Annotated in this window: 24 protein-coding genes; 13 read left to right on the top strand and 11 right to left on the bottom strand. The window is 42.3% G+C overall.

Going from position 1 to position 25,990, the window contains the following annotated elements; genetic code table 11:
* Positions 1 to 2 precede the first annotated feature (2 nt).
* Entirely contained in the window at positions 3 to 608 is a 606-nt protein-coding gene (locus BET10_RS16990) for a hypothetical protein (RefSeq protein ID WP_070986781.1), read from the top strand.
* Between the two features lie 63 nt (positions 609 to 671).
* Here the strand turns inward: BET10_RS16990 and BET10_RS16995 are convergent, their stop codons facing one another.
* Positions 672 to 1,079 carry a lysozyme inhibitor LprI family protein gene (locus BET10_RS16995; protein WP_070986782.1) on the bottom strand — a complete coding sequence of 136 codons (408 nt, stop codon included), beginning with the start codon at positions 1,077 to 1,079 and terminating at the stop codon, positions 672 to 674.
* A gap of 307 nt (positions 1,080 to 1,386) precedes the next feature.
* Entirely contained in the window at positions 1,387 to 2,046 is a 660-nt protein-coding gene (queC, locus tag BET10_RS17000) for a 7-cyano-7-deazaguanine synthase QueC (protein ID WP_070986783.1), read from the bottom strand.
* 122 nt (positions 2,047 to 2,168) lie between these two features.
* On the opposite strand from queC, the gene queE reads away from it, so the two are divergent.
* Positions 2,169 to 2,834 carry a 7-carboxy-7-deazaguanine synthase QueE gene (queE, locus tag BET10_RS17005; protein WP_070986784.1) on the top strand — a complete coding sequence of 222 codons (666 nt, stop codon included), beginning with the start codon at positions 2,169 to 2,171 and terminating at the stop codon, positions 2,832 to 2,834.
* A 63-nt stretch (positions 2,835 to 2,897) separates the two neighbouring features.
* On the opposite strand, the gene bcp is transcribed toward queE, so the two are convergent.
* Together bcp and BET10_RS17015 are read right to left on the bottom strand one after the other, a co-directional pair.
* The gene (gene bcp, locus BET10_RS17010; protein WP_070986785.1) at positions 2,898 to 3,368 is read right to left on the bottom strand and encodes a thioredoxin-dependent thiol peroxidase; all 471 of its coding nucleotides are present in this window, start codon (positions 3,366 to 3,368) and stop codon (positions 2,898 to 2,900) included.
* Positions 3,369 to 3,376: 8 nt separating this feature from the next.
* Complete coding sequence (locus tag BET10_RS17015) at positions 3,377 to 3,910, bottom strand: glycine cleavage system transcriptional repressor (protein ID WP_070986786.1); 534 nt, start codon at positions 3,908 to 3,910, stop codon at positions 3,377 to 3,379.
* A 345-nt stretch (positions 3,911 to 4,255) separates the two neighbouring features.
* On the opposite strand from BET10_RS17015, the gene bamC reads away from it, so the two are divergent.
* The gene (bamC, locus tag BET10_RS17020; RefSeq protein ID WP_070986787.1) at positions 4,256 to 5,317 is read left to right on the top strand and encodes an outer membrane protein assembly factor BamC; all 1,062 of its coding nucleotides are present in this window, start codon (positions 4,256 to 4,258) and stop codon (positions 5,315 to 5,317) included.
* Between the two features lie 69 nt (positions 5,318 to 5,386).
* A complete protein-coding gene (locus BET10_RS17025) occupies positions 5,387 to 6,760 on the top strand; it encodes a YjiH family protein (RefSeq protein ID WP_070986788.1) in 1,374 nt (457 codons plus the stop codon).
* A gap of 43 nt (positions 6,761 to 6,803) precedes the next feature.
* On the opposite strand, the gene BET10_RS21235 is transcribed toward BET10_RS17025, so the two are convergent.
* Positions 6,804 to 6,968: a DUF2897 family protein gene (locus BET10_RS21235; protein WP_083330591.1), complete on the bottom strand. Its 165-nt coding sequence runs from the start codon at positions 6,966 to 6,968 to the stop codon at positions 6,804 to 6,806.
* A 196-nt stretch (positions 6,969 to 7,164) separates the two neighbouring features.
* On the opposite strand from BET10_RS21235, the gene BET10_RS17030 reads away from it, so the two are divergent.
* A complete protein-coding gene (locus BET10_RS17030; RefSeq protein WP_070986789.1) occupies positions 7,165 to 8,496 on the top strand; it encodes an ankyrin repeat domain-containing protein in 1,332 nt (443 codons plus the stop codon).
* Between the two features lie 32 nt (positions 8,497 to 8,528).
* Here BET10_RS17030 and BET10_RS17035 read toward each other — a convergent pair whose 3' ends face one another.
* From BET10_RS17035 to BET10_RS17055, 5 genes are read right to left on the bottom strand one after another with little or no spacing between them, the layout of a single operon-like run.
* A complete protein-coding gene (locus BET10_RS17035; protein WP_070986790.1) occupies positions 8,529 to 8,969 on the bottom strand; it encodes a DUF2069 domain-containing protein in 441 nt (146 codons plus the stop codon).
* Positions 8,966 to 9,517: an NAD(P)H:quinone oxidoreductase gene (gene wrbA, locus BET10_RS17040; RefSeq protein ID WP_070986791.1), complete on the bottom strand. Its 552-nt coding sequence runs from the start codon at positions 9,515 to 9,517 to the stop codon at positions 8,966 to 8,968. Before wrbA ends, BET10_RS17035 begins: the two co-directional genes overlap by 4 nt.
* Positions 9,517 to 9,864, bottom strand: coding sequence for an arsenate reductase (glutaredoxin) (gene arsC, locus BET10_RS17045; protein WP_070986792.1), 348 nt, complete (start codon positions 9,862 to 9,864; stop codon positions 9,517 to 9,519). Before arsC ends, wrbA begins: the two co-directional genes overlap by 1 nt.
* A 49-nt stretch (positions 9,865 to 9,913) precedes the next feature.
* On the bottom strand, positions 9,914 to 11,368 hold the full coding sequence (gene bepA / locus BET10_RS17050; RefSeq protein WP_070986793.1) for a beta-barrel assembly-enhancing protease: 1,455 nt from the start codon (positions 11,366 to 11,368) through the stop codon (positions 9,914 to 9,916).
* A 1-nt stretch (position 11,369) separates the two neighbouring features.
* A complete protein-coding gene (locus BET10_RS17055; RefSeq protein WP_070986794.1) occupies positions 11,370 to 12,035 on the bottom strand; it encodes a hypothetical protein in 666 nt (221 codons plus the stop codon).
* Positions 12,036 to 12,412: 377 nt separating this feature from the next.
* On the opposite strand from BET10_RS17055, the gene BET10_RS17065 reads away from it, so the two are divergent.
* Complete coding sequence (locus tag BET10_RS17065; RefSeq protein ID WP_070986796.1) at positions 12,413 to 13,495, top strand: AI-2E family transporter; 1,083 nt, start codon at positions 12,413 to 12,415, stop codon at positions 13,493 to 13,495.
* A 6-nt stretch (positions 13,496 to 13,501) separates the two neighbouring features.
* Here the strand turns inward: BET10_RS17065 and BET10_RS17070 are convergent, their stop codons facing one another.
* On the bottom strand, positions 13,502 to 14,536 hold the full coding sequence (locus BET10_RS17070) for a LacI family DNA-binding transcriptional regulator (RefSeq protein ID WP_070986797.1): 1,035 nt from the start codon (positions 14,534 to 14,536) through the stop codon (positions 13,502 to 13,504).
* Between the two features lie 300 nt (positions 14,537 to 14,836).
* Between BET10_RS17070 and pgi the strand changes: the two genes are divergently transcribed.
* The 7 genes from pgi to BET10_RS17105 all read left to right on the top strand — a co-directional run bounded on the left by pgi (position 14,837) and on the right by BET10_RS17105 (position 25,981).
* Positions 14,837 to 16,477, top strand: coding sequence for a glucose-6-phosphate isomerase (gene pgi, locus BET10_RS17075; RefSeq protein WP_070986798.1), 1,641 nt, complete (start codon positions 14,837 to 14,839; stop codon positions 16,475 to 16,477).
* 359 nt (positions 16,478 to 16,836) lie between these two features.
* Positions 16,837 to 18,309, top strand: a complete 1,473-nt coding sequence (gene zwf, locus BET10_RS17080) for a glucose-6-phosphate dehydrogenase (protein ID WP_070986799.1) — start codon at positions 16,837 to 16,839, stop codon at positions 18,307 to 18,309.
* Positions 18,309 to 19,016 carry a 6-phosphogluconolactonase gene (pgl, locus tag BET10_RS17085; protein ID WP_070986800.1) on the top strand — a complete coding sequence of 236 codons (708 nt, stop codon included), beginning with the start codon at positions 18,309 to 18,311 and terminating at the stop codon, positions 19,014 to 19,016. Before zwf ends, pgl begins: the two co-directional genes overlap by 1 nt.
* A gap of 585 nt (positions 19,017 to 19,601) precedes the next feature.
* On the top strand, positions 19,602 to 22,256 hold the full coding sequence (locus BET10_RS17090; RefSeq protein ID WP_070986801.1) for a TonB-dependent receptor: 2,655 nt from the start codon (positions 19,602 to 19,604) through the stop codon (positions 22,254 to 22,256).
* 56 nt (positions 22,257 to 22,312) lie between these two features.
* Complete coding sequence (locus BET10_RS17095; RefSeq protein WP_070986802.1) at positions 22,313 to 23,836, top strand: tryptophan halogenase family protein; 1,524 nt, start codon at positions 22,313 to 22,315, stop codon at positions 23,834 to 23,836.
* Positions 23,837 to 24,097: 261 nt separating this feature from the next.
* Positions 24,098 to 24,802: a SapC family protein gene (locus tag BET10_RS17100; RefSeq protein ID WP_070986803.1), complete on the top strand. Its 705-nt coding sequence runs from the start codon at positions 24,098 to 24,100 to the stop codon at positions 24,800 to 24,802.
* A 171-nt stretch (positions 24,803 to 24,973) separates the two neighbouring features.
* The gene (locus tag BET10_RS17105; RefSeq protein WP_420820130.1) at positions 24,974 to 25,981 is read left to right on the top strand and encodes an isoaspartyl peptidase/L-asparaginase family protein; all 1,008 of its coding nucleotides are present in this window, start codon (positions 24,974 to 24,976) and stop codon (positions 25,979 to 25,981) included.
* Positions 25,982 to 25,990 lie beyond the last annotated feature (9 nt).

A 25,990-nucleotide genomic window follows, 5' to 3' on the forward strand; every position in this document is an offset into this window, starting at 1 on the left:
GTATGGTAAACACAAAAAAGAGCATCAAAATTGCGTTGCTGGCGATGTTGATTAGTTGGGCAAGCCCGCTGCTTGCCCACGGGTTACAAATGACGACAGCACAAGTTGTGCAACGTCAGGGTAACTACTTATTTATTACCATTCATACTAGCGTGGCGAAGCTCTATCAGCAGATGAGCTATCAAGATAAGCCGGCGTCTATGATGCACTTGGCAAATGGCTCAGAACAGCAACTTGGTCAGTTTAGGGAAGCGTTGTTTGAGTTATTCAGAAACAATATGAATATGTCTGTTGCTCAGCAACCGTTGCAATCTGTAAAAATAAGGATTGCAACCTCAGCTGAATTGAAAAAGTTATTGCACAGTGCACTTGCCGAGCAAGTTTTAAGTTCACAACACCATGAGCAAAGTCATCATGCTGAACGCAAAAATTATCTGCGCGTTGAAGTGGATGGTTTTATTGCAGCAAGTCATGATACACCTCGTGTACTCAGTGCCAGCTTCCCGAAGGAGTTGGGGCAGGTATTGGTAAGTTACACCAAACCACAAATACAAACACTCACCCCGTCAGCGAACGGGAGCCAGTATATCCAAGCCTTATGGAAATAATATGTTTGGGTTAACTTTGCATAACAAGCCGTGGTAGACCACGGCTTTTCATTTTTGTGCGGGTTACTTTTGTGGCTCTGGTAACAATGCTGGAGTTGAGTCTTCAAAGGTTAAAAATGATGTCCACAAAGAATGTGTTCTTTGCTGCGTTAATGTTATTTTACAGCCCAACCCCATGGCCGTTCGGATTGTCCCTTCACGCCAAGTGTTGAAAACGGCACCACAGTGCGCTTGTCGATACTCAAGCCAAATCATCTGGCTTTTATTAATCGATGAGGCGGTGATGGGGTCTTGTATATAACGCGCAATACTCTTTGCTAAGTACTGTTCCATAACGGTTTCAGCGGCAAGCAGCTCTTTGTGCATGCACTGGTTTATCTGCATCGTAGTCCAAGCATTTTCGCAATCCAAGGGCTCGTCGGCATACACCCCAACACAGAAAAATAGCGCGATCAAGGTGCTGTTTCTCATCAATTTTCATCCTCGGGTATTCACCAAGTTGTTCAAGTTCGATAGGGTTGAGAGAGCATTTACCCTTTTTAAACCCTTCGACATCGTAGAATTTTGATTCTAAGTGCACTTGAGTTTGTTTATTCCACGTTTGCTTATTAATACTTAGGTAGTCCATTTGTGCTCTCGCTGCGCAATGAAATCAAATTGGTAACTTAACATGCTTAGCAAGCAGGCACTACGGGTATTTATGGGACCAAAAGCAAACAGTTACAGTTGATTATGTGAGAAAAAGAGAGGTGTGAGGGAGTGAAATCACTCCCTGTTTTTAAGCTTCGTAGCTGAGAGGGTCTTGTGCGTTGTTTAGCGCAAACGCTTCGAGTCTTTCTTGACAGGCACCACATTTACCACACGCTTTTTCCCTGCCGTTATAGCAGGTCCAAGTCTCGCTGTAATCTAAGCCCATTTTCAGGCCATCGGTTAGAATGTCGATCTTACTGTTGTTTAGGTATGGACAGACAATTTCAATTTCTTCGTAGTTAGCGATACGACATACATCGTCCATTTTTTTTACAAACTCGGGGCGGCAGTCGGGATAAATAGCATGATCGCCAGAGTGTGCGCCGTAAAATACCTTGTTGGCTTTAAGAGACACTGCATAACCTACCGCCAAAGAGAGCAAAATCATATTACGATTTGGCACCACGGTGCTTTTCATGCTTTCTTCTTCGTAGTGACCCTCTGGTACGTCAATATCATCGGTCAATGACGAGCCACCAATAAGTTGGTTGATTGTAGAGATATCGACAATTTTATGAGCGATATTGAGACTGTTACAGACTTGCTCTGCTACTTGTAGCTCTTTTACATGGCGTTGACCGTAATTGAAAGACAGCGCATAGACTTCGTAGCCAGCACGAATTGCTTTGTTAAGAACGGTGTATGAATCCATACCACCGGAGTAAATGACAACGACTTTTTCGCTCATAGGTGTTTTGCCTCGATTTTGATAGAGGTTTACGTCAGGGCGCGATATACTACACGGCCGCCGTGGAAATAACAATTTTCATTGGCGATTTTTTGAGTTTGTGAAGCTGTTACGGAGCTGTTTTGTACAAAATAAACGAAATCTTTGAAACCATTCAAGGTGAAGCCAGTTACACCGGCGTCCCATCAATCTTTTTACGACTACAGGGGTGTCCTGTTGGCTGTGCTTGGTGTGATACTAAGCAAACTTGGGAGATTGATCCGACATATAAAATTTCGTTAGATGGTACGGTCGAGAAAAAAACAGACTCTCAGTGGTGGGCCGAGGCCAATGCCGAGCAAATAATTGAGCTATTCCAGCAAAGAGGCTATTTAGCAAAGCATGTGGTGATCACTGGCGGTGAACCTTGTATGTTTGATTTAGTGCCGCTGTGTGAGCGCTTGCATCAGCAAGGCTATAGTACCCAAATTGAAACTAGCGGTACGTTTGAAATTAAAGTCCCAGAGCAAACTTGGGTGACAGTGTCGCCAAAAATCAACATGCGTGGTGGCTATGAGGTTTTAGCCAGTGCGATGCAAAGGGCCGACGAAATCAAGCATCCAGTTGCGATGCAAAAACACGTAGAAGAACTGGAAGCCTTATTTGAACAAACCGGTGTCACACCTAAGCTGGTTTATTTGCAGCCCATCAGTCAAAAGGCCAAAGCGACCAAACTGGCGATTGATACTTGCATGAAAAAGAACTGGCGACTGTCAGTGCAGGTTCATAAATATATTGGCATCAACTAAAACCACAGGTAGTAAATAGCAAAAAGGCGCTTATTTAAGCACCTTTTTAGTGATGTACTCAGGTTAGTTACTTTGTAGATAGTCAATCACAACCTGATGATGGTCTTTGGTTTTAAACTTATTAAACACGTGTTTAATTTTACCATCTTGGCCGATTAAAAAACTGATGCGATGGATTCCATCATACTCTTTGCCCATAAACTTTTTTAAACCCCACACACCAAATGCATCGGCAATGGCGTGGTCTTCATCTGACAACAAGTCAAAATTAAGGTCTTTTTTGTTTTCAAAATTCTTCAGCTTTTTCACAGGATCGGGGCTGATGCCAACGGCTACCGTGTTGAGTTGTGCCAGCTCAGATTTGTGGTCGCGTAATTGTTCAGCTTGTACAGTACAACCTGGCGTTAGTGCTTTTGGGTAAAAGTACACAAGTACTTGGTTTTGCTCCAACAGAGTCGCCAGAGAAACGGTTTCGTCGTTTTGGTTTTGTAATGAAAATAGTGGCGCTTGCTCGCCTACGGTAAGTGTTTTCATGTCAATCCTTAGCGAATTCGTCTTAAAATGTAATCTACGTTTAATGTGTGAGAAAGATCTTCAAATTGAATTTTAAATTTATCTAAATCGACACTGCTGGGAATATTAAACTCCAGCTCACAACGCATATGTAATTGTTCATCTTGCTCGAATGTGTCTGATTTAAGTGAGCAAATGCTCACCTTTTGCTCCGCAAAAAAGCGCGTCACTTTGCTCAACGTGCCAGGAGTATCCAGACCTTGGTATTCGAGCGTATAACCCGCACTGAAATCACCTTGTTGGTGAGAGTTTGTGCGTTTCATCATGGTCAACAGGCCAAGTTCCATTCCTTTAACTGGTAGGCTGTGCTCAACCCTGCTGATAGCGGACATATCTCCGCTAAGTAACATAATAAATGTAAACTCGTTACCAAGAATAGCAATACGGCTGTCAATGATATTACAGTGACAGTCACTTACAAGTTGCGTTAGCTCACTCACTATCCCTGAGCGGTCTTCACCTATAGCGGTTAACACCAGTTGTTGATTGGCAAATGCAGTCATTAATGAAACCTAACCTCTGTAAATGTACTCTATCGATACAAAGTGCCATGAAGAATACAGTGGATAATTGATATTTAACCAAAAATAGTACCACAGAACTTGGCGCTTAACATGCCTGTTTTGGGATTTCTTACGGTACTGAGCGGATAATTTTAAGGCTTTCTTGTGTTTATTCCCATTGGAAAGTACCATAGTTGCAAATTTTTCGGTTGATAACAACTAACCTATTCATTCCTAATGAAGTTGTCATCTTAGGAATTTTTCGAATTGACAGTGAACCAAACCAGCATTCCCTACTCATAGTAATGAAATAAAAATTAACGGGTCTGCTAAGGAGAATAATCAGTGCAGTATTGGATCCCAAAAACGTTGGCTTTCAGCGTATTAATTGGTTTATCTGGATGTAGTGTTTTTACTAACGATGCGCATCACAAGCGCAATTATCGTGTAAACGAGCCCGTTAAGGTACCCGCACACCTACAGCAGCCATCACAAGATCCTACTTATAAAATGCCAGTAGCAAGTTTCGATAGTGACCCAGTGGCTAAAAGCTACCGTCCACCGCAACAGGTGTTGACCGTAGCTAAAGGTAGTTGGGTAGAAGAAAATGAGGGCGAAGCTAGAGTTTATTTTGATAAAAATGATGGCATTGATGACTTGCCAGCGTTCATTTGGAAGGCTGTTGATAGTGTGATGGCTGGACATACAGTGGCGCTAGAGCAAGACAATCGTGAACAAGGCTTTGTAACAACAGGGTGGTATTCACTTATTAAACCCGTTGAAGGTTGGTTTTGGGAAGATGATGTTATTGTTTCTGAACAGAAAGTTCGCTTCACGGTTGAGCAAAAGGAGCACCAAAGAACCGCTTCGTTACGAGCTGAACTATTAGATTATCGCAGCGACAATGCGCCACTTAATGACTTATTGAAGCAACAATTAGAAGCGCGTGCCGTGAACGAAGTAGTGGCGGAGTTTGACTATTTGTATCGTCTGCTAGAAGTACAAATGAGAAAGCAACAAGGTGTACTTTCGTTGGTATCAGGGTTTGATGACGACGGCAACGGTGCAATGATCACCGAACAGAAACGTGATATTGTTATCGATAGATTTGCTGGATTTTTAGAACGAGTGAACTTCACTATTATCAAGATCGATAGAGATAATGGTTTGATTTCAACTCGTTATGAAAAACCACAGGATAGTGTCTGGGATTCTATCTGGGGTGATGAGGCAGTACAACTTCCAATTGAAAGCGGCGACTATAAGATTTCAGTTGCCACCGTAAAAGACGGGAGCACGTCCATTACTTGGAGAGATGCGCAAGGAGATGTGTTAGATACAGATGTTATGGCGCAGTTACAACAAGTACTCGTAGAAGTATTGCGCGATAAAGGCCTGACTATTTAATCAGTTGGTCGTTTTTTAATTGAGAAAAGAGCTTTAGGCTCTTTTCTTTGTTTTTGTAGGCTAAATATAATGACAACACAAACAAGTCGTACAGTGACGCCTGATTGGCGCACGCTTTTCGCATTTATTGTTCCTTCTTTGATTGGGGTATTTTTATTTATGACCCCTGTTGCGATAGGGGAAGCAATGACCATTCCTATCGCCGTCATGGCAAAATCTCTACAAGGGTTTGTTGGCCCTTACGTCGATACCTTGATTCTCTTTGTCATTTGTACAACAGGTATCATGAGCTTATTGGTAAAGTTTGTAAAACCAGCCCCATTGATGAAAATCTCTCTAGTTAAACATTTGTTTGAAGTCAGCTGGGTATGGCTAGTAACGCGTTTAGTCGGCATGGTGTTCATTTTAATGACTTATTTCCAAGTCGGTCCCAGTATTATTAACTCTTCACATACGGGCGCTTTGGTTTTAAATGATTTGCTGCCTGTGCTGTTTTCGGTATTCATTTTAGCAGGATTGTTGTTGCCTCTGCTGCTCAACTTCGGCTTATTAGAGCTAGTTGGTACCTTGTTAACTAAAGTAATGCGCCCATTATTTGGTGTGCCGGGTCGCAGTGCTGTGAACTGTGTGGCATCTTGGTTAGGCGATGGTAGTGTGGGGATTTTGATGACCGCTCGTCAATATGAAGACAAGTACTACACACAAAAAGAAGCGGCAATCATAGGTACGACTTTTTCAGCGGTGTCTATTACATTTTGCTTAGTGGTGATAGGTCAGGTCAAGTTAGAGCATCTGTTCGCACCATTTTATTTGACCGTATGTTTAGCGGGTTTTGTAGCTGCAATCATAGTGCCTCGCCTTCCTCCACTTAGATTTAAAAGCAATACATACATTGATGATACGATGCCTGATAGAGATGCAGAAGCGGTGCCTGAAGGAAAAACATTATTTAAACATGCACTTGATGTGGCACTCACAAAAGCGCAAAAAGCACCGGGTGTAAAAGGCACAGTACAAGAAGGTGTAAGTAACGCACTTGATATGTTATTCGCTGTTTTACCTGTGGTAATGGCGGTGGGAACATTAGCGTTGATTGTTGCTGAGCATACATCTATCTTCCAAGTGTTGGGTACGCCATTTGTACCTTATTTGGAGCTGCTAAATGTGCCTGAAGCTGCACAGGCTGCGCAAACCATCGTGGTTGGCTTTGCTGATATGTTTATTCCATCAATTCTGGCGGCGAGCAATATTGAAAGCGATGTTACTCGCTTTATCATCGCTGCGATGAGTGTCACTCAATTGATCTATATGTCTGAAGTGGGGGCCTTGTTATTAGGCAGCAAGATCCCAGTTAACCTATTGGAGCTTTTTGCGATTTTTATCTTGCGTACCTTAGTAACCTTGCCTGTGATTGCTTTGATGGCACATTGGTTAGTTGGTTAGGCAATTTTGTGTGGTTGAACACTTTGGGTGTTCAGCCACCACGTTACTTGTTATCTGTATTATTTTTGTCAGGCTTTGTCTGCTTATCTAGTTTTCCTTTCAAATCAAATTTAGCAGAGTACTTGAGCAATGCGATGTTGCTCCATATGACAGCAATAACCGTCGCGATGATCAACACGATGTGCCAAGTTTCTAATTGTTCTAACATGGTTTTACCTTTGCGGCTGCCTGTGACTCAGATATTGTAACGGCTTAAGGTTAAGATATGAAACTACATATTAAACACCAAGATTTGTTAAGCATTTTTATTGCGATGTTGGTATCATTCACCCAACAGTCAGACTAAAGCACTTAGGCTGATACAGATCGTAAATTTGGTTTTGAATAAGGTGAATAACTCGCTCATGGAACATGTTTTACTGTGGCCGTCTCAGTACCCTTTATTACTGCGTGGGTTAATAGAACAAAATGGGGCATTTATATTAGATGCGTTGGAATCTTGGCCAAGTTGCAGTACGAGTAAAGATGAACAAGGTGTTGAGACAACCATTCTTCCTCCCGTATTTTACTTGCAGTGGCTAAAACCCCTTGAGCCATTTGAGTCTTGTTATTTTCAGCATATAGATGAATATGACGAACAGCAGCAGGCTTATACGCAACAGTTGTTTGATCACATCGAACAGTCGGGTATGACGCGTCAAGCGATCAGTATTATGTTGTTGGAGCGCCTTGCTCATTACAGTGACTTAGCACTACAAATCGGCTCGACTACACTTCCCAATTTTTTCGAATTATTGGTGAGTTTAAAGTATGAACAAGTATTTGAATGGTGCCTAGCTGCTAACATGTCACTTACGGCGCAGGAAGTGATCACTGCGTGGGAGCATGAGGCATTTCGAGCAGCAATCGAACAGCATATCGAAACCTGTATCGCAGATAGAGCGCAGACAGCTACGCTTGCAACGGATAAGCTACTACAAGGTGAAGAATACTACTCGCTTTTAGAGCTGCTTTTTGATGACAAAGCAGAAATATCACTCCTGCTAGAACAAGCTCTACTGGCTCAAGTCATGCTTGATGATGTTAAACAGCCCAAACTGATGGGTTTGTTGGCACAAGGTGCCCAAGGTAGTGTGCGTGATGAACAAGGGCGTTCGGCGCTTATGTGGGCGGTGGAAAAGGGGTTTGTGAATGTGGTGGAAAAACTCATTGCATACCACGACATCAATGAATGTGATGAGCAGGGCCAGACATTGATGCACTTTGCAGTAATGTCTAATTTGGCCAGCATGATTGATTTAATGATAGCGTCGGGAGTAAACGCGACACAAACAGACATACACGGTCAGAGTCCTTATCGCCTAGCTATGAAGACTTCAGCACTGGTTGCTAAGAAGACCTTAGAGCAGCATGGTATCAAAGAGCTTTCTGAAAAAGGAAAACTGTTAAAAATTAAACAGGTTCATATTCTTTATGCTTTAGCTAGCCTATTACTACCAATACAGTTGGCGTTATTTTTTAGCGAGCAAGTGGAAGACAAGTCCTTGTTTGTATGGGGAGGAACCGCTGTAGGCTTACTGTTGTTTATATTCGCACGTAACGTAAGGCGCGGACAGTTATATCCTAACCTGCCTCACCCTTGGTCACTGAAAGGGTTAACTGCAATCAGCTGGTTGAGTGTCAGCGTCCAAGTTTTGTTTGCTTTATTAATTCTGAGCGCATTCTTCAGAGGTTAAAGTACGACTACTTTAACCTCTATGCTTGCATGCTAGTCTTCTTTATCATTCTGGTGGGCAGCTTTTTCTTCGGCCAGTTCATCATTGAGCTTGCGTATTTTAAGGCCTAACTCTTGACCTCTGTGGCGAGCATAGTAAGTGCACCCAACGAACATGGATGTTGCAAATACCAGCTCCAAGGTAACCCATAGCAGCTCATCTGGCGCGACCCACAGTAAACTTAAGCCGTGAATAAAGTAAATCATGACAATAAAGTTTGCCCACGCGTAGGTGTACGGCTTGTCCTGAATAATGCCCTTTAATGGCAGTAACAACGGCAAAATGTAAATCGTAAATATAAAGCCATTACTATAACCTTCACGGGGAGCTACTATAAAAAGCCAAATTGGCATAAGGAGTAATAGCCCTATATAGCCAAACAAAGCCAGTCTTTGATAGGTTATGGTGATGGGCTGTTTAATAGGTTTCGTCATTTTAGTTTACTTGCAATATTAAATAATCGAGTACCAACGGCACGACAAATTTTCTTTTCGCATTCACTGAGTTCACTGGAATTATCGCTCCCAGCGACATGCGTCGCGCCATAAGGTGTACCACCCGAGCGCGTACTTAACAGCTCTGGTACATCGTACGGCACGCCTAGCAACATCATACCATGGTGCAGTAGTGGTAGAGATAGGTTGAGTAGGGTGGCTTCGTTACCACCGTGCATACTACTGGAAGAAGAAAACACACATGCTGGCTTATCAATAAGCTGACCTTTGATCCATAGGTCGCTAGTGGTTTCCCAAAAAGCCTTTGCTTGAGCAGCCATCATGCCAAATCGTGTTGGGGTGCCAAACGCTAAAGCATCACATTCGATAAGGTCAGTTTTGCTGATAATTTGCTGGTGTTCATGTTTTTTCTCGAAAGTTCTGAGTTTGACATTCGCACCGTGAAACTCTAACGCATCACTGATCTCATGTGCCATGGCTTCAACTGAGCCATGGCTTGAATGGTATAGAACAACAACAGTAACCATTAAAGGATATTCAACACAGACTCAGGTGGACGTCCTAGCGCTGCTTTATCGTTGTTAACTACGATCGGGCGCTCAATCAGCTTTGGATTGTCAATCATAGCTTGGCGTAATATCGTTTCATCAGTATCTTTATTCAGCCCCAACTCTTTGTATAGCGTCTCTTTGCTGCGTACAAGTTGATGAGCCGAATCAAAGCCTAATTGTGTGAGTAATTTACTCAACGTTTCTAAACTAATCGGTTCTTTCAAATACTCAACTACGTTTGCTGAGACACCTTTTGTTTCAAGCAATGCGAGTGTTTCACGAGATTTTGAGCAACGAGGATTGTGATAAATAGTTACTGACATAATTGGTCCTGATAATTTTTTGCTTATTTTAAAGGATGTACTCTGTGACTTAAAGCTTAGCGAGTTCTTTTTGCATCTGCCGATATTGGCTCAACAGTGCTTTGAGTCGAGCTTCTTTGACTGTTTCTTGCTCATTTATATGGTTCAATGCTCGCTGAATTTCATCTGCTGCTTTGATGTAAGCGCCATACTGGGCCAGTAAACTGGCATACATTTCGTGATAGGCTGCTTTGTGATCTTGCTCCTTATAAACCTTACTGAGTAAATCTTTTGCTAGCGTACTCTGTGGCTTGTCGAGTAAAAATAGCTTGAGAACTTTTTCTGCAGTATCAAACTGTTTAGCTTCAATCGCAGCATTGGCTAAGTTGAGTGTCAGTACTTGGTTGTTGGGCCGAAATTCGTACTTCAACTGTAGTAATTTAGTAGCTTGTTCTGGCTTTTTTTGCGCAATCAGTAAATCGGTGTAGGCATCTAGGTAAAATAGGTTGTTTTCATCATGTTTAAGTAGTTTGTCTAACAAATCTTGTGCCAGCTCCAATTTGTTTTGATCTAACAACGCAAGTGCTAGCCCATACTCCAAGGCCTGTTTACTCATCTCCGTCGCTTTGAGGCGCAACTGATTTTCGAAATATGCTTGAGCGTCCTCACTTTTGTATTGATAGCGTGCAAGTACACGACTTTTTGCAAGATCAAACTTAAGGCTGGTAGGAACATAACGAGGCGCAAATTGTTGTGCTCTGAGCCTGACATCTGAAACCCGAGAATCAGGTAAGGGGTGGGTAAGCAAGAATGTGGGAGGTTTTGTTTGATAACGCACTTGTGCTGAAAGTTTTGACAAGAACTCACTTGCTTGAGATGGGTCAAAACCTGCCTCATACAAAGTTTGCATCCCAAACCTATCTGCTTCTTGTTCGGCCTTTCTGCTATGGGTCAATTGACTTAATTGTGCTTGCGTTGAGTTAGCTGCCAAGATTGCCATGCCCGCATCGGGTGCAACCACGGTGGTTAAAATACCCGCTATCATGCCTGCCAGTGTAAGTGCGTTGTTATCTTTGGCCTGTTGTATGCGTCTGGCAAGGTGGCGCTGTGTAACGTGCGCAATTTCATGGCCTAAAACAGACGCCAGTTGAGATTCATTATCTGCTTGCGCTATCAAACCGGTATGAACGCCAACATGACCACCGTAAAAAGCAAAAGCGTTAATCGCCTGATTATTGATCCAAAAGAAAGAAAATGGAAAACGCACGTCATTGGCATTGGCTACAAGCTTATTGCCTAAGCTGGTTAAATACTCATCGAGTACTGGGTCTTGTACAAGCGGCGATTGACTTCTGATTTGCATCATCATGACATCGCCGATGGCTTGTTCTTTTTCTAGTGGCAGAACTTGTAGTGCAGAAGTGCCTAAGTCAGGTAACTTTAAGGCACTTTGTCCGTGACTGGCGTGGCTTGCAATCAGAATCGCCGTTGCAACTGCGGCACGAACCAGGGAAGTTAATTGCATATTATTCCTTCTTAAGACCGTCACCGTACTTGAGGCGCGCGAGATCATATTCATCGCTGCTGGTACGGTTTTCTTTTTCACACATTAAATAAAAATCTTTTATTGTGACCCCATCTACGGAGGTGATGTTCAATTCTGCTTGCAAAAAACTAATAACTTTGTGCACGGCTTTATGTGCATGAAGTATGAGTGCTTTGTCAGCAGAGTCACCACGTTCAAAATAAAATCCAATAAATTTATGTAGTTGGTTGATTCTGAGTAAGCCCTTCATGCTATGCGGATCCCATATGTTAAAGCCAAGAAAGCGGTTATCTCTCATGTATTTATCAACCTTTACATTTTTTGCAACGGGAAAGGCCCAAAGTTCAAAGCCCCTCTCTGTAAATACTTGATGTAAAGATACTTTAGGTTTGTCATCGCAAAAAATTACGCCGTGATCATCTTCATAACCACCCAACAGTTCCAAGTTCCAATTGCGTCTATCAAGTACTCGTTTGACCGCATTGTCAAAGCCATGATGCAATATCCCTTCGGTTTCGCTAATTGATGAAGCAACCATATGATAGAAAGGGGGAAGTTCACCCCAATTAATCTGCTTTTTATACCAATTTATTTCTTTGAGAGTTGGGTTGGCAGGCAAGATAGCCTTGCTATTTGCTCTAGACATGGCAAGCCGTACTCCGATTCTATTTCTACTTAAAAGAATAAACCATTGTTTGATGTCAGGCCATAGTATAAGGCTTTTAAGTTGATTTAGCTTAGTGCTAACATATGGGTTTGTAGCAATGGACGGGATCCAGTAGGGAGTTTAAAAGGTGGGCGCGAAGACTCTAGTAAAGGTGGACCTATCCGCATATCAGTGTCCTCAATTGTTTGTACAGTTTAAATGGCATTTACGCCAAGCACAACAAACAGACTCTATAGTTCAATTTTATTATCATCAGGAACAAGATATTAATGATATAGTTCGTTACTTAAAGCAACATCAATATTTATACGTGCACTATAACGGTGCTCAGCCATCCATAGAGGTTAGCATTAACCATGTTTGAGTTAGTAAAAGCTTGGTACAAAAATAAATTTTCCGATCCTCATTCCGTTACGCTACTGTTGTTGTTGATAGCATCTGTTGCCGTACTATATTTTTTTGGACCTTTCGTTGTGCCAGTGCTTGTCGCTCTGGTAATTGCGTATTTGTTAGACTGGCCAGTCACAAGGTTACAGCGTATGGTGCCCAATAGGGTGCTGGCAACCACATTGGTTATTTTACTATTTGTTGGACTGTGCCTTGCTATGTTGCTCGGCATCGTTCCAGTGCTTTGGCATCAACTGAGCAACTTACTACAAGAAAGCCCACATATGATTGAGCAAGGTAAGGCGTTTTTGTTACATCTGCCTGAAGATTACCCTGCGCTTATCTCACAGGAGCAAGTACGTACTTTAGTGATAGGTGTTGAGGCAAAAGCTTTTGAGCTGGGACAAATGTTGGTGTCGGTATCTTTAACGTCTTTAAAAGACGCAGTGGCGTGGCTTATTTACCTTATTCTTGTACCTTTGCTAGTGTTCTTTATGCTCAAGGATAAAGTGGTCCTGATGAGCGGAATTGAAAGCTTGATACCAAGAGAAAGACGTTTAATTAGCCAAGTATGGTCTGAGATGGACCATCAAATTATGAACTATATTCGTGGCAAAGTGTTTGAAATTGGGATTGTTGGCGGTGCAAGTTTTATTGCTTTTTCAATATTAGATTTGCGCTATTCTGCCTTATTGGGCGCGCTGGTTGGTTTGTCTGTGCTTATTCCATTTGTAGGTGCTGCTTTGGTTACAATTCCTGTTGCAGCCGTTGCTATGTTCCAATTTGGCGTTGAGGCACAGTTTTGGACCGTGATTATTGTCTATGGCATCATACAAGCTTTGGATGGGAACGTTTTGGTACCATTACTCTTTTCTGAAGCTGTTGACCTTAATCCCGTGTATATTATTGTCGCAGTGCTATTCTTTGGCGGATTGTGGGGGTTTTGGGGTGTATTTTTTGCTATCCCACTTGCTTCATTGGTCAAAGCACTGGCTAACGCTTGGTCAAACGAGCGTGACGGTTCACATCAAGAAGGAAAAGGCACTATATAGTGCCTTTTACAATTTAGCAGGTCCGGTACTTTCTCGTATCACTATATTTGGTGTAAAAGTAGTTTTGATATCTTTGTCTTGCTTTCTTGAGCCCCTTGCTTTGCTAAACAACAGTCTTGCAGCATGTTCAGAAATTACATCATTGGCCTGATGTGCAGTGGTTAGCTTTGGCCAAGTTTGACGGGAGAAGGGGGAGTCTTCGAACCCTGTGATCGAAAGCTCTGATGGGATATCAATATTCATCAGCCTAGCCGCAAACAATGCGCCAGCTGCGACTTCATCGTTACCACCTAAAATGGCTGTGATCATCTTGGGGTTGCCATCTTTTAACAGCTCTTTAGCGCCATTTACACCTGATTCGAATGAATAGCTCCCTTCATATAAAAGATCTTTGCAAGGTTCAATATTATAATCTTTCAAAGCTTGATGATATCCAGCCAGTCGTTCTGACGTCGATTTATGCTCCTTGTCGCCCAGTACGAAAGCAATACGTTTGTGCCCCAACGAAATCAAGTGTTCGGTGATCTCATATGCCGCGGCGAAGTCATTCACTAAAATGCAGTTGTTGCGCTCCAAAATATCACTTTCACGACCAGAAAGTAGTCGCACATACTGTACGCCTAACTCGTCAAGCAAATCAATAATACTTTGTTGCTCTGATAGAGGTGGGGTAAGTACAAGGCCAGCAAGACGAGAGCGTTTGATCATCGTCTTGAATTCGTCCTGCATATTATCGTCATGGTAGCTACAAGGATGAATGACCAATTCATAGCCTTCATCTTTACAACGAGAGAGCACACCATTTTGCATGTCTATCACATAATATGCGTTGGGGTTGTCGTACACGAGCCCGATAGCAAATGAGGAAGTGCCAGCCAGATTTCGTGCAGCAATATTTGGTTGATAGTTCAACTCATTAACTGCACTCATTACTAAATCATAGGTTTTTTTACGAACCGAAGGTTCTTTATTGATCACCCGTGAGACGGTCTTCATTGAAACACCGGCTAACTTAGCGACATCATTGATGGTGACTTTCATTTTCTTGTTCTTTTATGTACGAGAGCATTGTAGTTCGCTCAAAATTCATTAAATGATCATGTGAGTAGCTTAGTCTATCTAATCTAAAACAAAAATAGCAGTACAAATATAACAAATAAATGAATGATACCGGTGTCAAAAATGTAAAATTGCGTTATTATCCACATTGTAGAATTGGAAATTAGATAATTGACAGCGTTGTCATTCTGGCATATTGTAAACGCTGAAGATAATCTTTTGCTTGTCGAAACAGCATTTTAAGCTAGTCGATGAGTTTGTTTTGTATGTAGGGGAATAAGTATGGGTTGCCGCAGCGAATTGAGTAGTTGGAAAGCTTTAGAGCAGTCAGCAACAAAATTAAAGCAACAGCATTTAAAAACCTTGTTTGCACAAGATCAGGCGCGTTTTGCCAAGTTTTCATCTCAAATTCCTGGTGTTTTATACGATTACTCAAAGCAACTTATTGATGAAGAGGTATTTTCTCAACTTATTTCGCTAGCAGAACAGACTGATATAGCAACCTGGCGCAGTAAAATGTTCAGTGGAGAAAAAATAAACTTCACAGAGCAGCGAGCAGTGTTACATGTGGCACTTAGAAATAGATCCAATTCACCAGTTATGGTCGAAGGTGAAGATGTCATGCCTTTGGTTAACGCTGAGTTGGCGAAAATGAAGGCATTTACTGAGAAAGTGCGTGGTGGCCAATGGTTAGGGTATACGAAAAAGTCAGTAAAAGACGTTGTTGCCATTGGCGTGGGGGGATCTAATCTAGGTCCTCAAATGGTTACCGAGGCGTTGAAAAATTATGCTGATGATACGCTTAACGTACACTATGTTTCAAACGTAGATGGTGTACAGTTAGCTGGGGTGTTAAATAACTTAAACCCAGAAACAACGATGTTTGTAATTTCCTCAAAAACGTTTACTACCTCAGAGACAATGACCAACGCACGCTCGGCAGTGAAGTGGTTTTTGCGCCATGCGCAGAGTCAAGAAGCAATTGCAAAGCACTTTGTCGCAGTGAGTACGAACCTTGAAAAGACCCGTGAATTCGGGATTGCGGATGAAAACGTGTTTACCATGTGGGATTGGGTTGGCGGTCGTTTCTCGCTGTGGAGCGCGATTGGCTTGCCAATTGCTTTGTATGTAGGCTTTGAGCGATTCCTCGAAGTGCTAGAAGGTGCATTTGAGGTTGATGAACACTTCAAACACGCTTCTTTCGATAAAAACATTCCGCTGATCATGGCTATGTTAAGTGTATGGAATACAAGTTTTTTAGGGTATACCGCACAGGCGATTTTACCTTATGATCAAGCGCTACATATGCTACCTGCGTATTTACAACAAGGCGAAATGGAGAGTAACGGCAAACATGTTACCTTCGCTGGTGAGACTGTGCCATATACAACAGTCCCGTTGATCTGGGGAATGACCGGAATTAATGGTCAACATGCTTTTTATCAGTATTTGCACCAAGGCAACACGATAGTACCAGCGGACTTTATCGCATCACTTAAGCCGCAGGTAGAAGTTGGTCAGCACCACGATATTTTATTGTCAAACTTTTTTGCCCAAACAGAAGCCATGATGGCAGGTGTGGATGAACAGCAAGTTCGTGCTGATTTAGCTGCCAAAGGTAAATCTGAGCAAGAGATTGAGCAATTACTTGCTCATAAGATACATCAGGGCAATAGGCCAACGACATCAATATTGCTAGATGTAGTAGATGCTAAAGCTATAGGTCGTCTTATAGCATTGTACGAACATAAAATCTTCTGTCAGGGCATACTGTTACAGATTTGCTCATTCGACCAATGGGGTGTGGAGCTTGGAAAAGGTTTAGCTTCGGCTATTGAGGCTGAGTTGACAAAAGAAGGGGTAAGTAACCCTCACGATAGTTCGACAGCTGGTTTGATAGCATATTATAAAAACAATAGATAATTGAAATAAATTCGCTTTCACTATGAAAGCAACCAGTTCACTTAATGTGAAAAATATACCTTTGAACGGGTAGCGCTGGAGTTCTTAGGGCCTGTATTTTTGTGAGAGGAATTACAGTGCCCCTAAGGCTCATTTATCAGGCTGAGCATTTCTTCATCAGCCACTTCTGATGAGGTAATTTAGTTAGCTTAAATGATTGCCGCCTGACATAGCATTTGAACTGTTACAATCGAATTCATTACCGCTAAAAAGCGGATGTTCTGGTAGGCTAGGAAGATGGCATGACCGGACATTAACAATAAATGCGCAGACAGTGAACAGGACTGTTTTGCTGCGCTTAACCTTGTAGAGAGTAATTTATGCTTAATCCTTTTGATATTGTAATTTTTGGTGGGGGCGGAGATCTAGCACTACGCAAGTTATTGCCTGCAATGTATCGCGCATATCAAGAAGGTAACCTACCTGAAGGCTCTCGTATTTTGCCGACTGTTCGAGAAGAAAGTAAAAAACAAGAATATATCGAAACGGCACAACAGGCTCTTAAGTCATTCCTAGGCGAAGGGGAGTTTAATAACCGTGACTGGAAAGCGTTTTCACAGTACTTAGTACCAGTCGTTATTAATGTTACCGAGCCTGATGGACACTGGGATGAACTACGCGTGATTTTACAGCAAGATGCTGAAGATAAATCTCGAGTTTTCTATTTGTCACTTCCGCCTGCGGTGTATGGCACTTGCTGTGAAATTTTGTCAAAGAAAAAGTTGATTACCGCAACATCTCGAGTGGTGGTTGAAAAGCCTATTGGTTATTGTGGCGAGTCAGCGGAAGAAATAAACGGCAAGATTGCACAATACTTTGCCGAAGAACAGATTTTCCGTATTGACCATTACTTAGGTAAAGAAACCGTACAAAATTTAATGGCGTTAAGGTTCTCTAATGCACTATTTGAGAACTTATGGGACGCCAAGTCGATTGATAATATTCAAATTAGTATCTCAGAAACCGTTGGGCTAGAATCTAGAGCTGGTTTTTATGACAAAGCGGGCGCACTGCGAGACATGGTGCAAAATCACTTGCTACAGTTGCTATGTTTAGTCGCGATGGAATCTCCACACAAGCTAAACGCAAACAGTATTCGTGCCGAAAAGTTGAAAGTACTTGAGGCGCTTCGTCCGCTTGTTGATGAGCAAGTAGATAACAATATCGTACGTGGCCAATACGTACCGGGTGAGCTCAGTGGTAAGCTAGTGCCAGGTTACTTGGAAGAGCTAGGTGAGGGGTCAAGTAAAACAGAAACTTACGTAGCGATTCGTGCCCATATCGATAACTGGCGTTGGGCTGGCGTACCATTTTACCTAAGAACAGGTAAACGTATGAAAAAGCGTTGTGCGGAAATTGTCGTTGAATATAAACCTGTGTCGCATAATGTGTATGACGAGTCTGTTGGACCAATTCAACCGAACCGCCTTGTTATTCGCTTGCAACCTGAAGAGACAATTCAACTTACGTTGATGTCTAAGCGTATGGATAATCTGAACATGGAATTGCAACCGGTTACACTGAATATTGAGCTTAGTGAACAGTATGGTTCAAGCTTCCACTCAGACGCGTATAAACGCTTAATGCTAGATGCAGCGGCGAACAATCCAGCTTTATTTATTCACCGTGATGAAGTTCGTCAGGCTTGGCAATGGATTGACCCGATTATTGAACGTTGGCAAAGTAAAGGGACTCCGGCACTTTATCGTGCGGGTTCTTGGGGACCTGAAGACGCAGATGAGTTGTTGCAAGAAAACAATCACACCTGGTTCAATGTTGGAGAGCAAGTTTAATGGCGCAAATAACAGAACGATTCTTTGAATCAAAAGAAGAACTTAGCAATGCTTTGGCGAGCTTACTCGAAGCTGGCCTTGTGGCAGGAATTGAGCAAAAAGGTAATGCTGTTCTTATGGTGTCGGGTGGCTCTTCTCCTGCACCAGCTTATCGGCACTTGTCGCAGCTCCCTCTTGCATGGGATAAGATTTCTGTGGCTATGGTCGATGAACGTTGGGTTGACGCCAGTCACGAAAAATCTAACGAAGCGTTTATCAAGTCGACGTTGTTACAAGAGTATGGGGCAAAAGCTAATTTTGTCACCATGAAAAATTCTGCTACAACGGCGCAAGCAGGCCAGGCGGAGTGTGAACAAGCTTACCGCGCACTTGGTAAGGCAGATGTAACTATTTTAGGCATGGGTCCTGATGGTCACACTGCGTCTTTGTTTCCACACGCTGATGGGCTGGAGCATGGTCTAAACACAAGCGATACGGTGTGTGCTATCAACGCTAAACAAAGTGAAGTTACAGGTAGCATCACTGAGCGTATGACTTTGACTTTAAATGGAATTGCTAACTCTCAACAGGCAGTTTTACTGATCAGCGGGGACGAAAAGCGAGCCATGTATGAGCTTGCTAAGCAACCAGGTTCAGAGTTAGATATTCCGCTACGAGCAGTTCTAAATCATTCAGATATTAACCTTACAGTTTTCTGGTGCCCTTGAGCTTAAAATCAGTAAAATAAATCATCCAAGGCATTGATATACAATGCCTTGCTATTTTGAATTGCAAATCAACATTTAACATCTCATCAGCTTATCCCAAATACGTTCCGCATCCTACAACTAGAATTAACCACCGAAAAGTCGGTGAGAATCGTGCTTTTCTGGGAGATCGGCCTAGACATTTAAGGCATGAAAAATTATAATGACAGCGTTGTCATTATTGCGTGTTGTTACCCTTGAACACTTCTGCCAAAGTTTCGTTGCGCAAACTCAACTATTCTTCATAGTTATAAAAAGCTACGAAAAGATTATGATCCAGTCTAAAAGAAATATTTTTGTCCCTAAAATATACTTTTTCATGCTATATTCTATCCAGAATTTGTAACAAAGCATAACAAAGATAAATTAATATTATTTTAAATCAGCCACTTAAATTTATTGTTGAATATTTTTTGATTAATTCGGCAAAAAAGATGTAGCGGATTTGTAATTTACGGTGTATGGTTTGTTATTAGATGACAGCGTTGTCATCATCACTGGGCAGAAGTGATAAAAAATCCAACAAAATGATTCAAGGGGAATCCTGTGTTAGCTAATAATTTTAAAAAGAGCTTACTAGCAGTTAATGTCGGACTTGTACTAAGTGCAAGCGTATCAGGCATGGCTTATGCTGCTGATGAAAACCAAGTAAAAGAAGACGTTGAAGTTATTGAAGTGCGCGGTCTTCGTGCCTCAAATAAAGCCAACATCAATGCAAAGCGTTTTTCAAATGCCGTTGTTGATGCGGTAACTGCAGAAGATATCGGTAAATTTCCTGACTCAGATGTAGGTCAAGCTTTAGGTCGTGTACCTGGTATCACCGTTGGTCGTTCATTTGGTCAAGGTGGTTCTGTGTCTATTCGTGGTACTGATCCTCGCATGACATTGACAACGCTAAATGGCCAAAACGTTGCTTCAACAGGTTGGTATGATCAGCTGAACATCGACCGCTCATTCAACTACTCAATGCTTCCAGCTGAACTTATCGGCGGTATGGAAGTGTACAAATCAACGCAAGCGAATATTGTTGAAGGCGGTATTGGCGGTACGGTTATCGTTAAAACTCGCAAGCCATTAGATTTGGAAGCAAATACAATTTTCGCGTCTGCAAAAGGTGAATATGGTTCATTGAACGAAAATGTTGCACCAGATCTTTCAGCACTTTATAGCTGGAAGAATGAAGATGAAACATTTGGTATCTTGGTGTCCGGTGCGTATGTAGACCGTGAGTATTTACGCCAAGGTACAGAAGCTGACTTAGACTGGGGTTTACGTTCTTCAATTCAGCCTTCAAGCTTCTTACAAGACCAAGAGCGCACAGCAATTGATGCAACATTGCAATATCGTCCTAACGATCGCTTTGAAGTTGGCGCGCATGTTATGACCTTGGAACTAGGTGCTGACAGTATTGGTGCAAACATGTACATCAATACCGACACAGACTGGGGTGAAGGTGATTCGTTCTGTCAAAAATTCAATGGCGCAGGTGTATGTACATTAAGTGTTACTCCTGAAGAGCAAGCATCTCGTATCTTCTTCCAAAACTGGGCACGTAAAGGTGAGATGACTTCAGATACTTTCGAACTAAACGCGAAGTACGAAGGTGATGGTTACGTGATCAGCGCAGTTGCGGGTAACACGAAAGCTGAAGGTGGTACTCAAATGAGTGCAAACTTCGGTTATGGCTGGTGGGGTGATAAGTTCCATGAAGTGAAGTGGGCTGGTACCGTTGACGCACAAGGTAAACAGATCAAAGTAAATGGCCGTGATATGGGCTTCACACGTGATCAATTAGATAGCACGGTTGGCACATCTACGTGGACAGGTATTAAAGGTCCTAACTCAGACGAAGAAACTTATGCTCAAATCGACCTTGATTTAGATTTAGACTTGGGTGCAATCAACAAGTTTGAAGCGGGTATACGTGTTACTGATCATGAATTTGTAAAGTCAGAGTATCGCGCAGTATATGTTGATGATGTTGCTGATAGAAACGTTTTCAACACGGAAGACCTATACAGTGGAACTATGCCGCTAGGTTATGACGGTTGGACAATTCCTAAAGCAAACTTAGATGCTATGATCAACAGCACAATTTCATTAGTTGATGAGTTCGTATATAGCCGTCCAGCATATGGTAAGATTGAAGAAGATAACTTCTCAGCATATGCCATGTTCGGTTTTGATTCAGATGGTATTCGCGGTAACTTCGGTGTTCGCTACATCAGTACTGATGTGACTTCAAGCGGCCACGTTATTGATAACACCCCTGCTGATAATCTAGCGGTAAACGCAGGTTGGAGCAGTGCAGTTAAATCTGTAGAAGGTGAGTATAGCGACGTATTACCAAGTGTTAACGTGTCGTTTGACCTTTCTCCTGACATGATCTTACGTTTCTCAGCGGGCCAAGCGATTACGCGTCCAAACTACGATACATTATTCCTATCTAGCTCAAGTGGTTACCCTGATGACCGTGACTTCAACGAGCAGATCACATACGGTAACCCAGCACTAAAACCGATGAAGTCGTCACAAGCCGACTTGAGCCTAGAATATTACTATGGCGATGGTAACTTAGTTTCAGCAACTTACTTCATCAAAGACATCAGTAACTTTATCGTTGCCACAACACAGTTTGATCAACAGATTGGTGTTATTAACAACGATATTCCTGAGCCAGCTGATACATGGACTGTGAATAACTATAAAAACGCAGGCGGCGGTGAAATCGAAGGTATTGAATTTCAGATCAACCACGCGTTTGATAATGGCTTTGGTGTAAATGCTAACTATACATATACAGACGCAGCAGCACCTGCGGAAGTTTACACAGATAACTTGAGCTTGTTTACCGAGTCGTCAAAGCACAGTGCTAACTTGGTTGGTTACTGGGAAAATGACGAGTTTTCAGCTCGTGCTGCATACAACTGGCGTTCAGAGTACATGATCCGTGAATATGGCTACTACTACGGGAACCGTATGCATGATGACTTTGGTACTTTAGATGTTACACTTGGTTGGAACGCAACGGAGAACATCACAGCAACACTAGAAATCGTTAACCTTACCGAGGAAGATGATGTTCAATACGGTGCAGCTGGCGTGAACAGTGACGTTAAGGCGGCATTAAAAGACAACTTCCCTACTTGGTCTTTCCGTGGTGAAACGACTTATAAGCTAGGTGTTAGCTTCCGTTACTAATTCAGTAAGTGAACTGTAAAAGCCCAGCGTAGCTGGGCTTTTTTGTGGGTAAGAATATGAAAATTAAACGTATTGCAATCCTTGGGGGTGGCACAGCGGGTTGGTTGTGCGCCAATCACATAGGTCACGCTCTGAGTCATCATGGTGATATCCAAATCACAGTTATTGAATCTGCGACGATTGACTCAATTGGTGTCGGCGAAGGGACCGTACCTTACATTCAAAATAGCCTTAAGCGCTTTGGTATCTCCGAGGCTGAGTTTCTTGTTAAGTGCGACGCAACGTTTAAGCAGGGAATTAAGTTTGTTGATTGGCTAAATCCTGATGTACATGGTGCCAACTATTATTACCACCCATTTGATGAGCCCTTCGCGCAAGGTTATGACATAACAAACTATTTACTCAGTAAGCAGATCAAATTTGAAAATGTGGGTATTCAGGCGCGAATCTGTGAACTTGGGTTAGCACCAAAAAGGAAAAGCGACACTGAGTATCAGGGGAGTCTGGCGTATGCATATCACTTTGATGCTGCAAAATTTGCAGCCTTATTGGCTTGTAATGCGAAAGAAAAATTTTCCGTAAAGCATCAATTTGCCACAATAGTTGACGCGACATGTGACGAACATGGAAATATAGTGAGCCTTATTGATGAGCAAGGTGAGCAACTGGAGTTTGATTTTTATTTAGATTGTAGTGGCTTTAGGGCATTACTGACTGACAAAGCGCTTAAAATTCCCTTTGTGGATAAAAGCGACGAACTGTTGGTAGACACTGCATTAGTCAAGCAAATTCCCCTTGAGAAAGATGAGCAGTTGCCACCGTATACCACCGCAACCGCACATAAAGCTGGGTGGATATGGGACATACCTTTGACAACTCGCCGCGGCACTGGGTTTGTATATGCGAGCAAATATATGAGCGAGGATGAGGCAAAAGCCAGTTACGCGGATTATCTAAATATTCCAGTAGCAGAACTGAGCGTGCGCAAGCTGGATATGAAAGTAGGTTTTAGAGAGCAGTGTTGGCACAAAAACTGTGTATCATTTGGTTTAGCACAAGGGTTTGTTGAGCCTTTAGAAGCAACATCCATCTTATTGACGGACTTTTGTGGCGAATTGCTCGCTAAAAACTTTCCTAAAACTATTGAAGAAAGTAACGCGATGAGCACATATTTCAACGATGTGATGAGGTATGTGTGGGAAAGAACAACCGACTTCATCAAGCTGCATTATTGTATTTCAGATAGAATAGACTCTGACTTTTGGCAAGAAAATAGAGATATGCTGGCGAGCTCTGCAGAGCTTAAACAACGCTTAGACAAGTTTAAATTTCGAGTGCCAACTCAATCTGATTTTTTCAGCCGTTTTGATTTGTTTGATCACAAGAATTTTTTGTATGTCCTATATGGCATGGAGTTCAAAACTGAATTAAAAGAACTCTCTGATACAGAAAAGCAAATGAGTGAACAGTTATTGGCGCAAAATACTCAGATGATTAATAGCGCAAAAATGCAGTTACTAAATCATCGTCAATGGCTTGAATCATTGAAAACGGCTTATCAAAAGATACATGGTGAATAAATTGTGTCACAGCGACGATACCAAAGTGGTGGCTATCAGATAAATTGCCTCAATGGTATTTTGACTTCGTATACCCAAAGACACGCGGCTTTAACATAATGAGCTGTTATATAAGTAGTTGTGTGTTGGGCGCTGAAAAGTTGTTTTAGGTTTACAAAAGCAGGGCCAATTATATGTGAGTTTTCACTTCCAATTTGTGCCTAAAACCTTTAGCCTTAGGGCCACAAAAGTAATAATTACGTAAATGAATGGAGTAGTATTATGGCGGAGCAACAAGTGCAGCCTTTACACAACGAGAAACATGCCAACACTAAAGTACAAAATGGCATCAATGTTGAGTTTCTTAAATCACAGCACTTAATCCCAGTCGTTGCACACGAGTTCGCACGCGTTGCAACTGAATTCCCAATGGCGTTTGTAAAAAATAACGAAACTGACAAATTTCAAGCTGTTGCTATGTTCGGTTTAGAACCTGGTGAGAACTTATTTGTTGAAGATGGCAAGTGGACAGCAGGTTTTGCACCATTAGCGGTTACTCGTTACCCGTTTGGTTTGGTTAAGCATCCAGATGGCGAACAGTTCGGTATTGTTATCGACGAAGCAAGCTCACTCGTTGGTGAAGAGCAAGGTAATGCATTGTTCGAAGATGGTAAAGAGACTGAGTACCTAACACGTCGTAAAGAAGCGTTAGTAAACTTTATCGAGTTTTCTCGTGTTACTGAGACTTTCACTCAATACCTTGCTGACAAAGAACTTTTGATCCCACAAACATTAACAGTGGAAATCAAAGGCGAGAAGAAAGACATCAACGGTATTTACCTTATCGATGAGCGTAAACTAAACGAATTGAGCGATGAAGAGTACCTAGAGCTGCGCAAGCGTGGCTACTTAGCACCAATCTTTGCATTCTTAACGTCAACACACCAAGTTGCACGTTTAGCGCGTTTAAAAGCAAAGCAAGCATAATCATTTAGTAAGTGATATCGTAGAAAAAGCACCTAAGGGTGCTTTTTTTATGCCTGTCGACATCAAATCGAGTGCAGTTAATCGCGTTTAATTGCAAGTGACGTTTGTGCGCTGCATGTTGGGTTTTTATGGTGGAGAAAAATAATGAGAAATAGACCTATATTGATCGCAATGTGTGGGCTTTTGTTAGGTACGAGTAGCCAAGCTTTGGCACAAACTAAGCCGATTGCTATCGCCATACATGGCGGCGCAGGAACCATAGACAAAAGCCGTTTTAATGCACAGCAAGAGGAGGCATACAGAGCCAAACTTAAAGAAGCGGTTGAAGCAGGCTACGCGGTCCTAGAAGCGGGAGGAGAAAGCCTCGATGCTATCACTGCCGCGATAAATATATTGGAGGATTCAGAGTTTTTTAATGCTGGAAAGGGGGCAGTGTATACCTATGATGAACAACATGAATTAGATGCCTCCATTATGGATGGAAGAGACCGACAAGCAGGGGCAGTAGCAGGCGTTAAGCATATTAAAAATCCAATAAACTTAGCCCGAAAAGTGATGACTGACTCTGTACATGTGATGCTCAGTGGGCAAGGGGCGGAACAATTTGCCAAGCAGCAAGGCTTTACGTTTGTAGAAAACAGTTATTTTGATACCCCGCACCGTCTCGAAGCGCTAAATAAAGCAAAACAAAAGCTTGATGCTGCCCAAAAGCAGAGTTCGTCTTACCAAGCCGCACATCGTGGCTTGCCCGAAGAGTATAAGATGGGGACTGTTGGCGCTGTTGCATTAGATAAACAAGGTAACTTGGCAGCAGGAACCTCAACTGGAGGAATGACGGCGAAGCGTTTTGGACGTATTGGAGATTCTCCAGTAATCGGCGCGGGTACATTTGCTGATAATCGCTCTTGCGCTGTATCGGCAACGGGTCACGGCGAGTACTTTATTCGTTACAGTGTCGCCAGTGATATTTGTGCGCGTGTACAGTATCAAGAACAATCAATTTCAGATGCAGGCAATGATGTTATTCACAATGTGCTTGCGCCTATCGGTGGTACTGGCGGTGTCATCATTGTTGATAGTAAAGGAAATATCAGCATGCCATTTAACACGAAAGGCATGTATCGTGCGAGCAAGTCACACGTTCAGCCAACCTATGTGGGGATCTTTAAAAAGGATTGAAAAACAGGC

Origin of the sequence: Pseudoalteromonas amylolytica (assembly GCF_001854605.1) — a bacterium.
GTDB classification, from domain to species: Bacteria; Pseudomonadota; Gammaproteobacteria; order Enterobacterales; family Alteromonadaceae; genus Pseudoalteromonas; species Pseudoalteromonas amylolytica.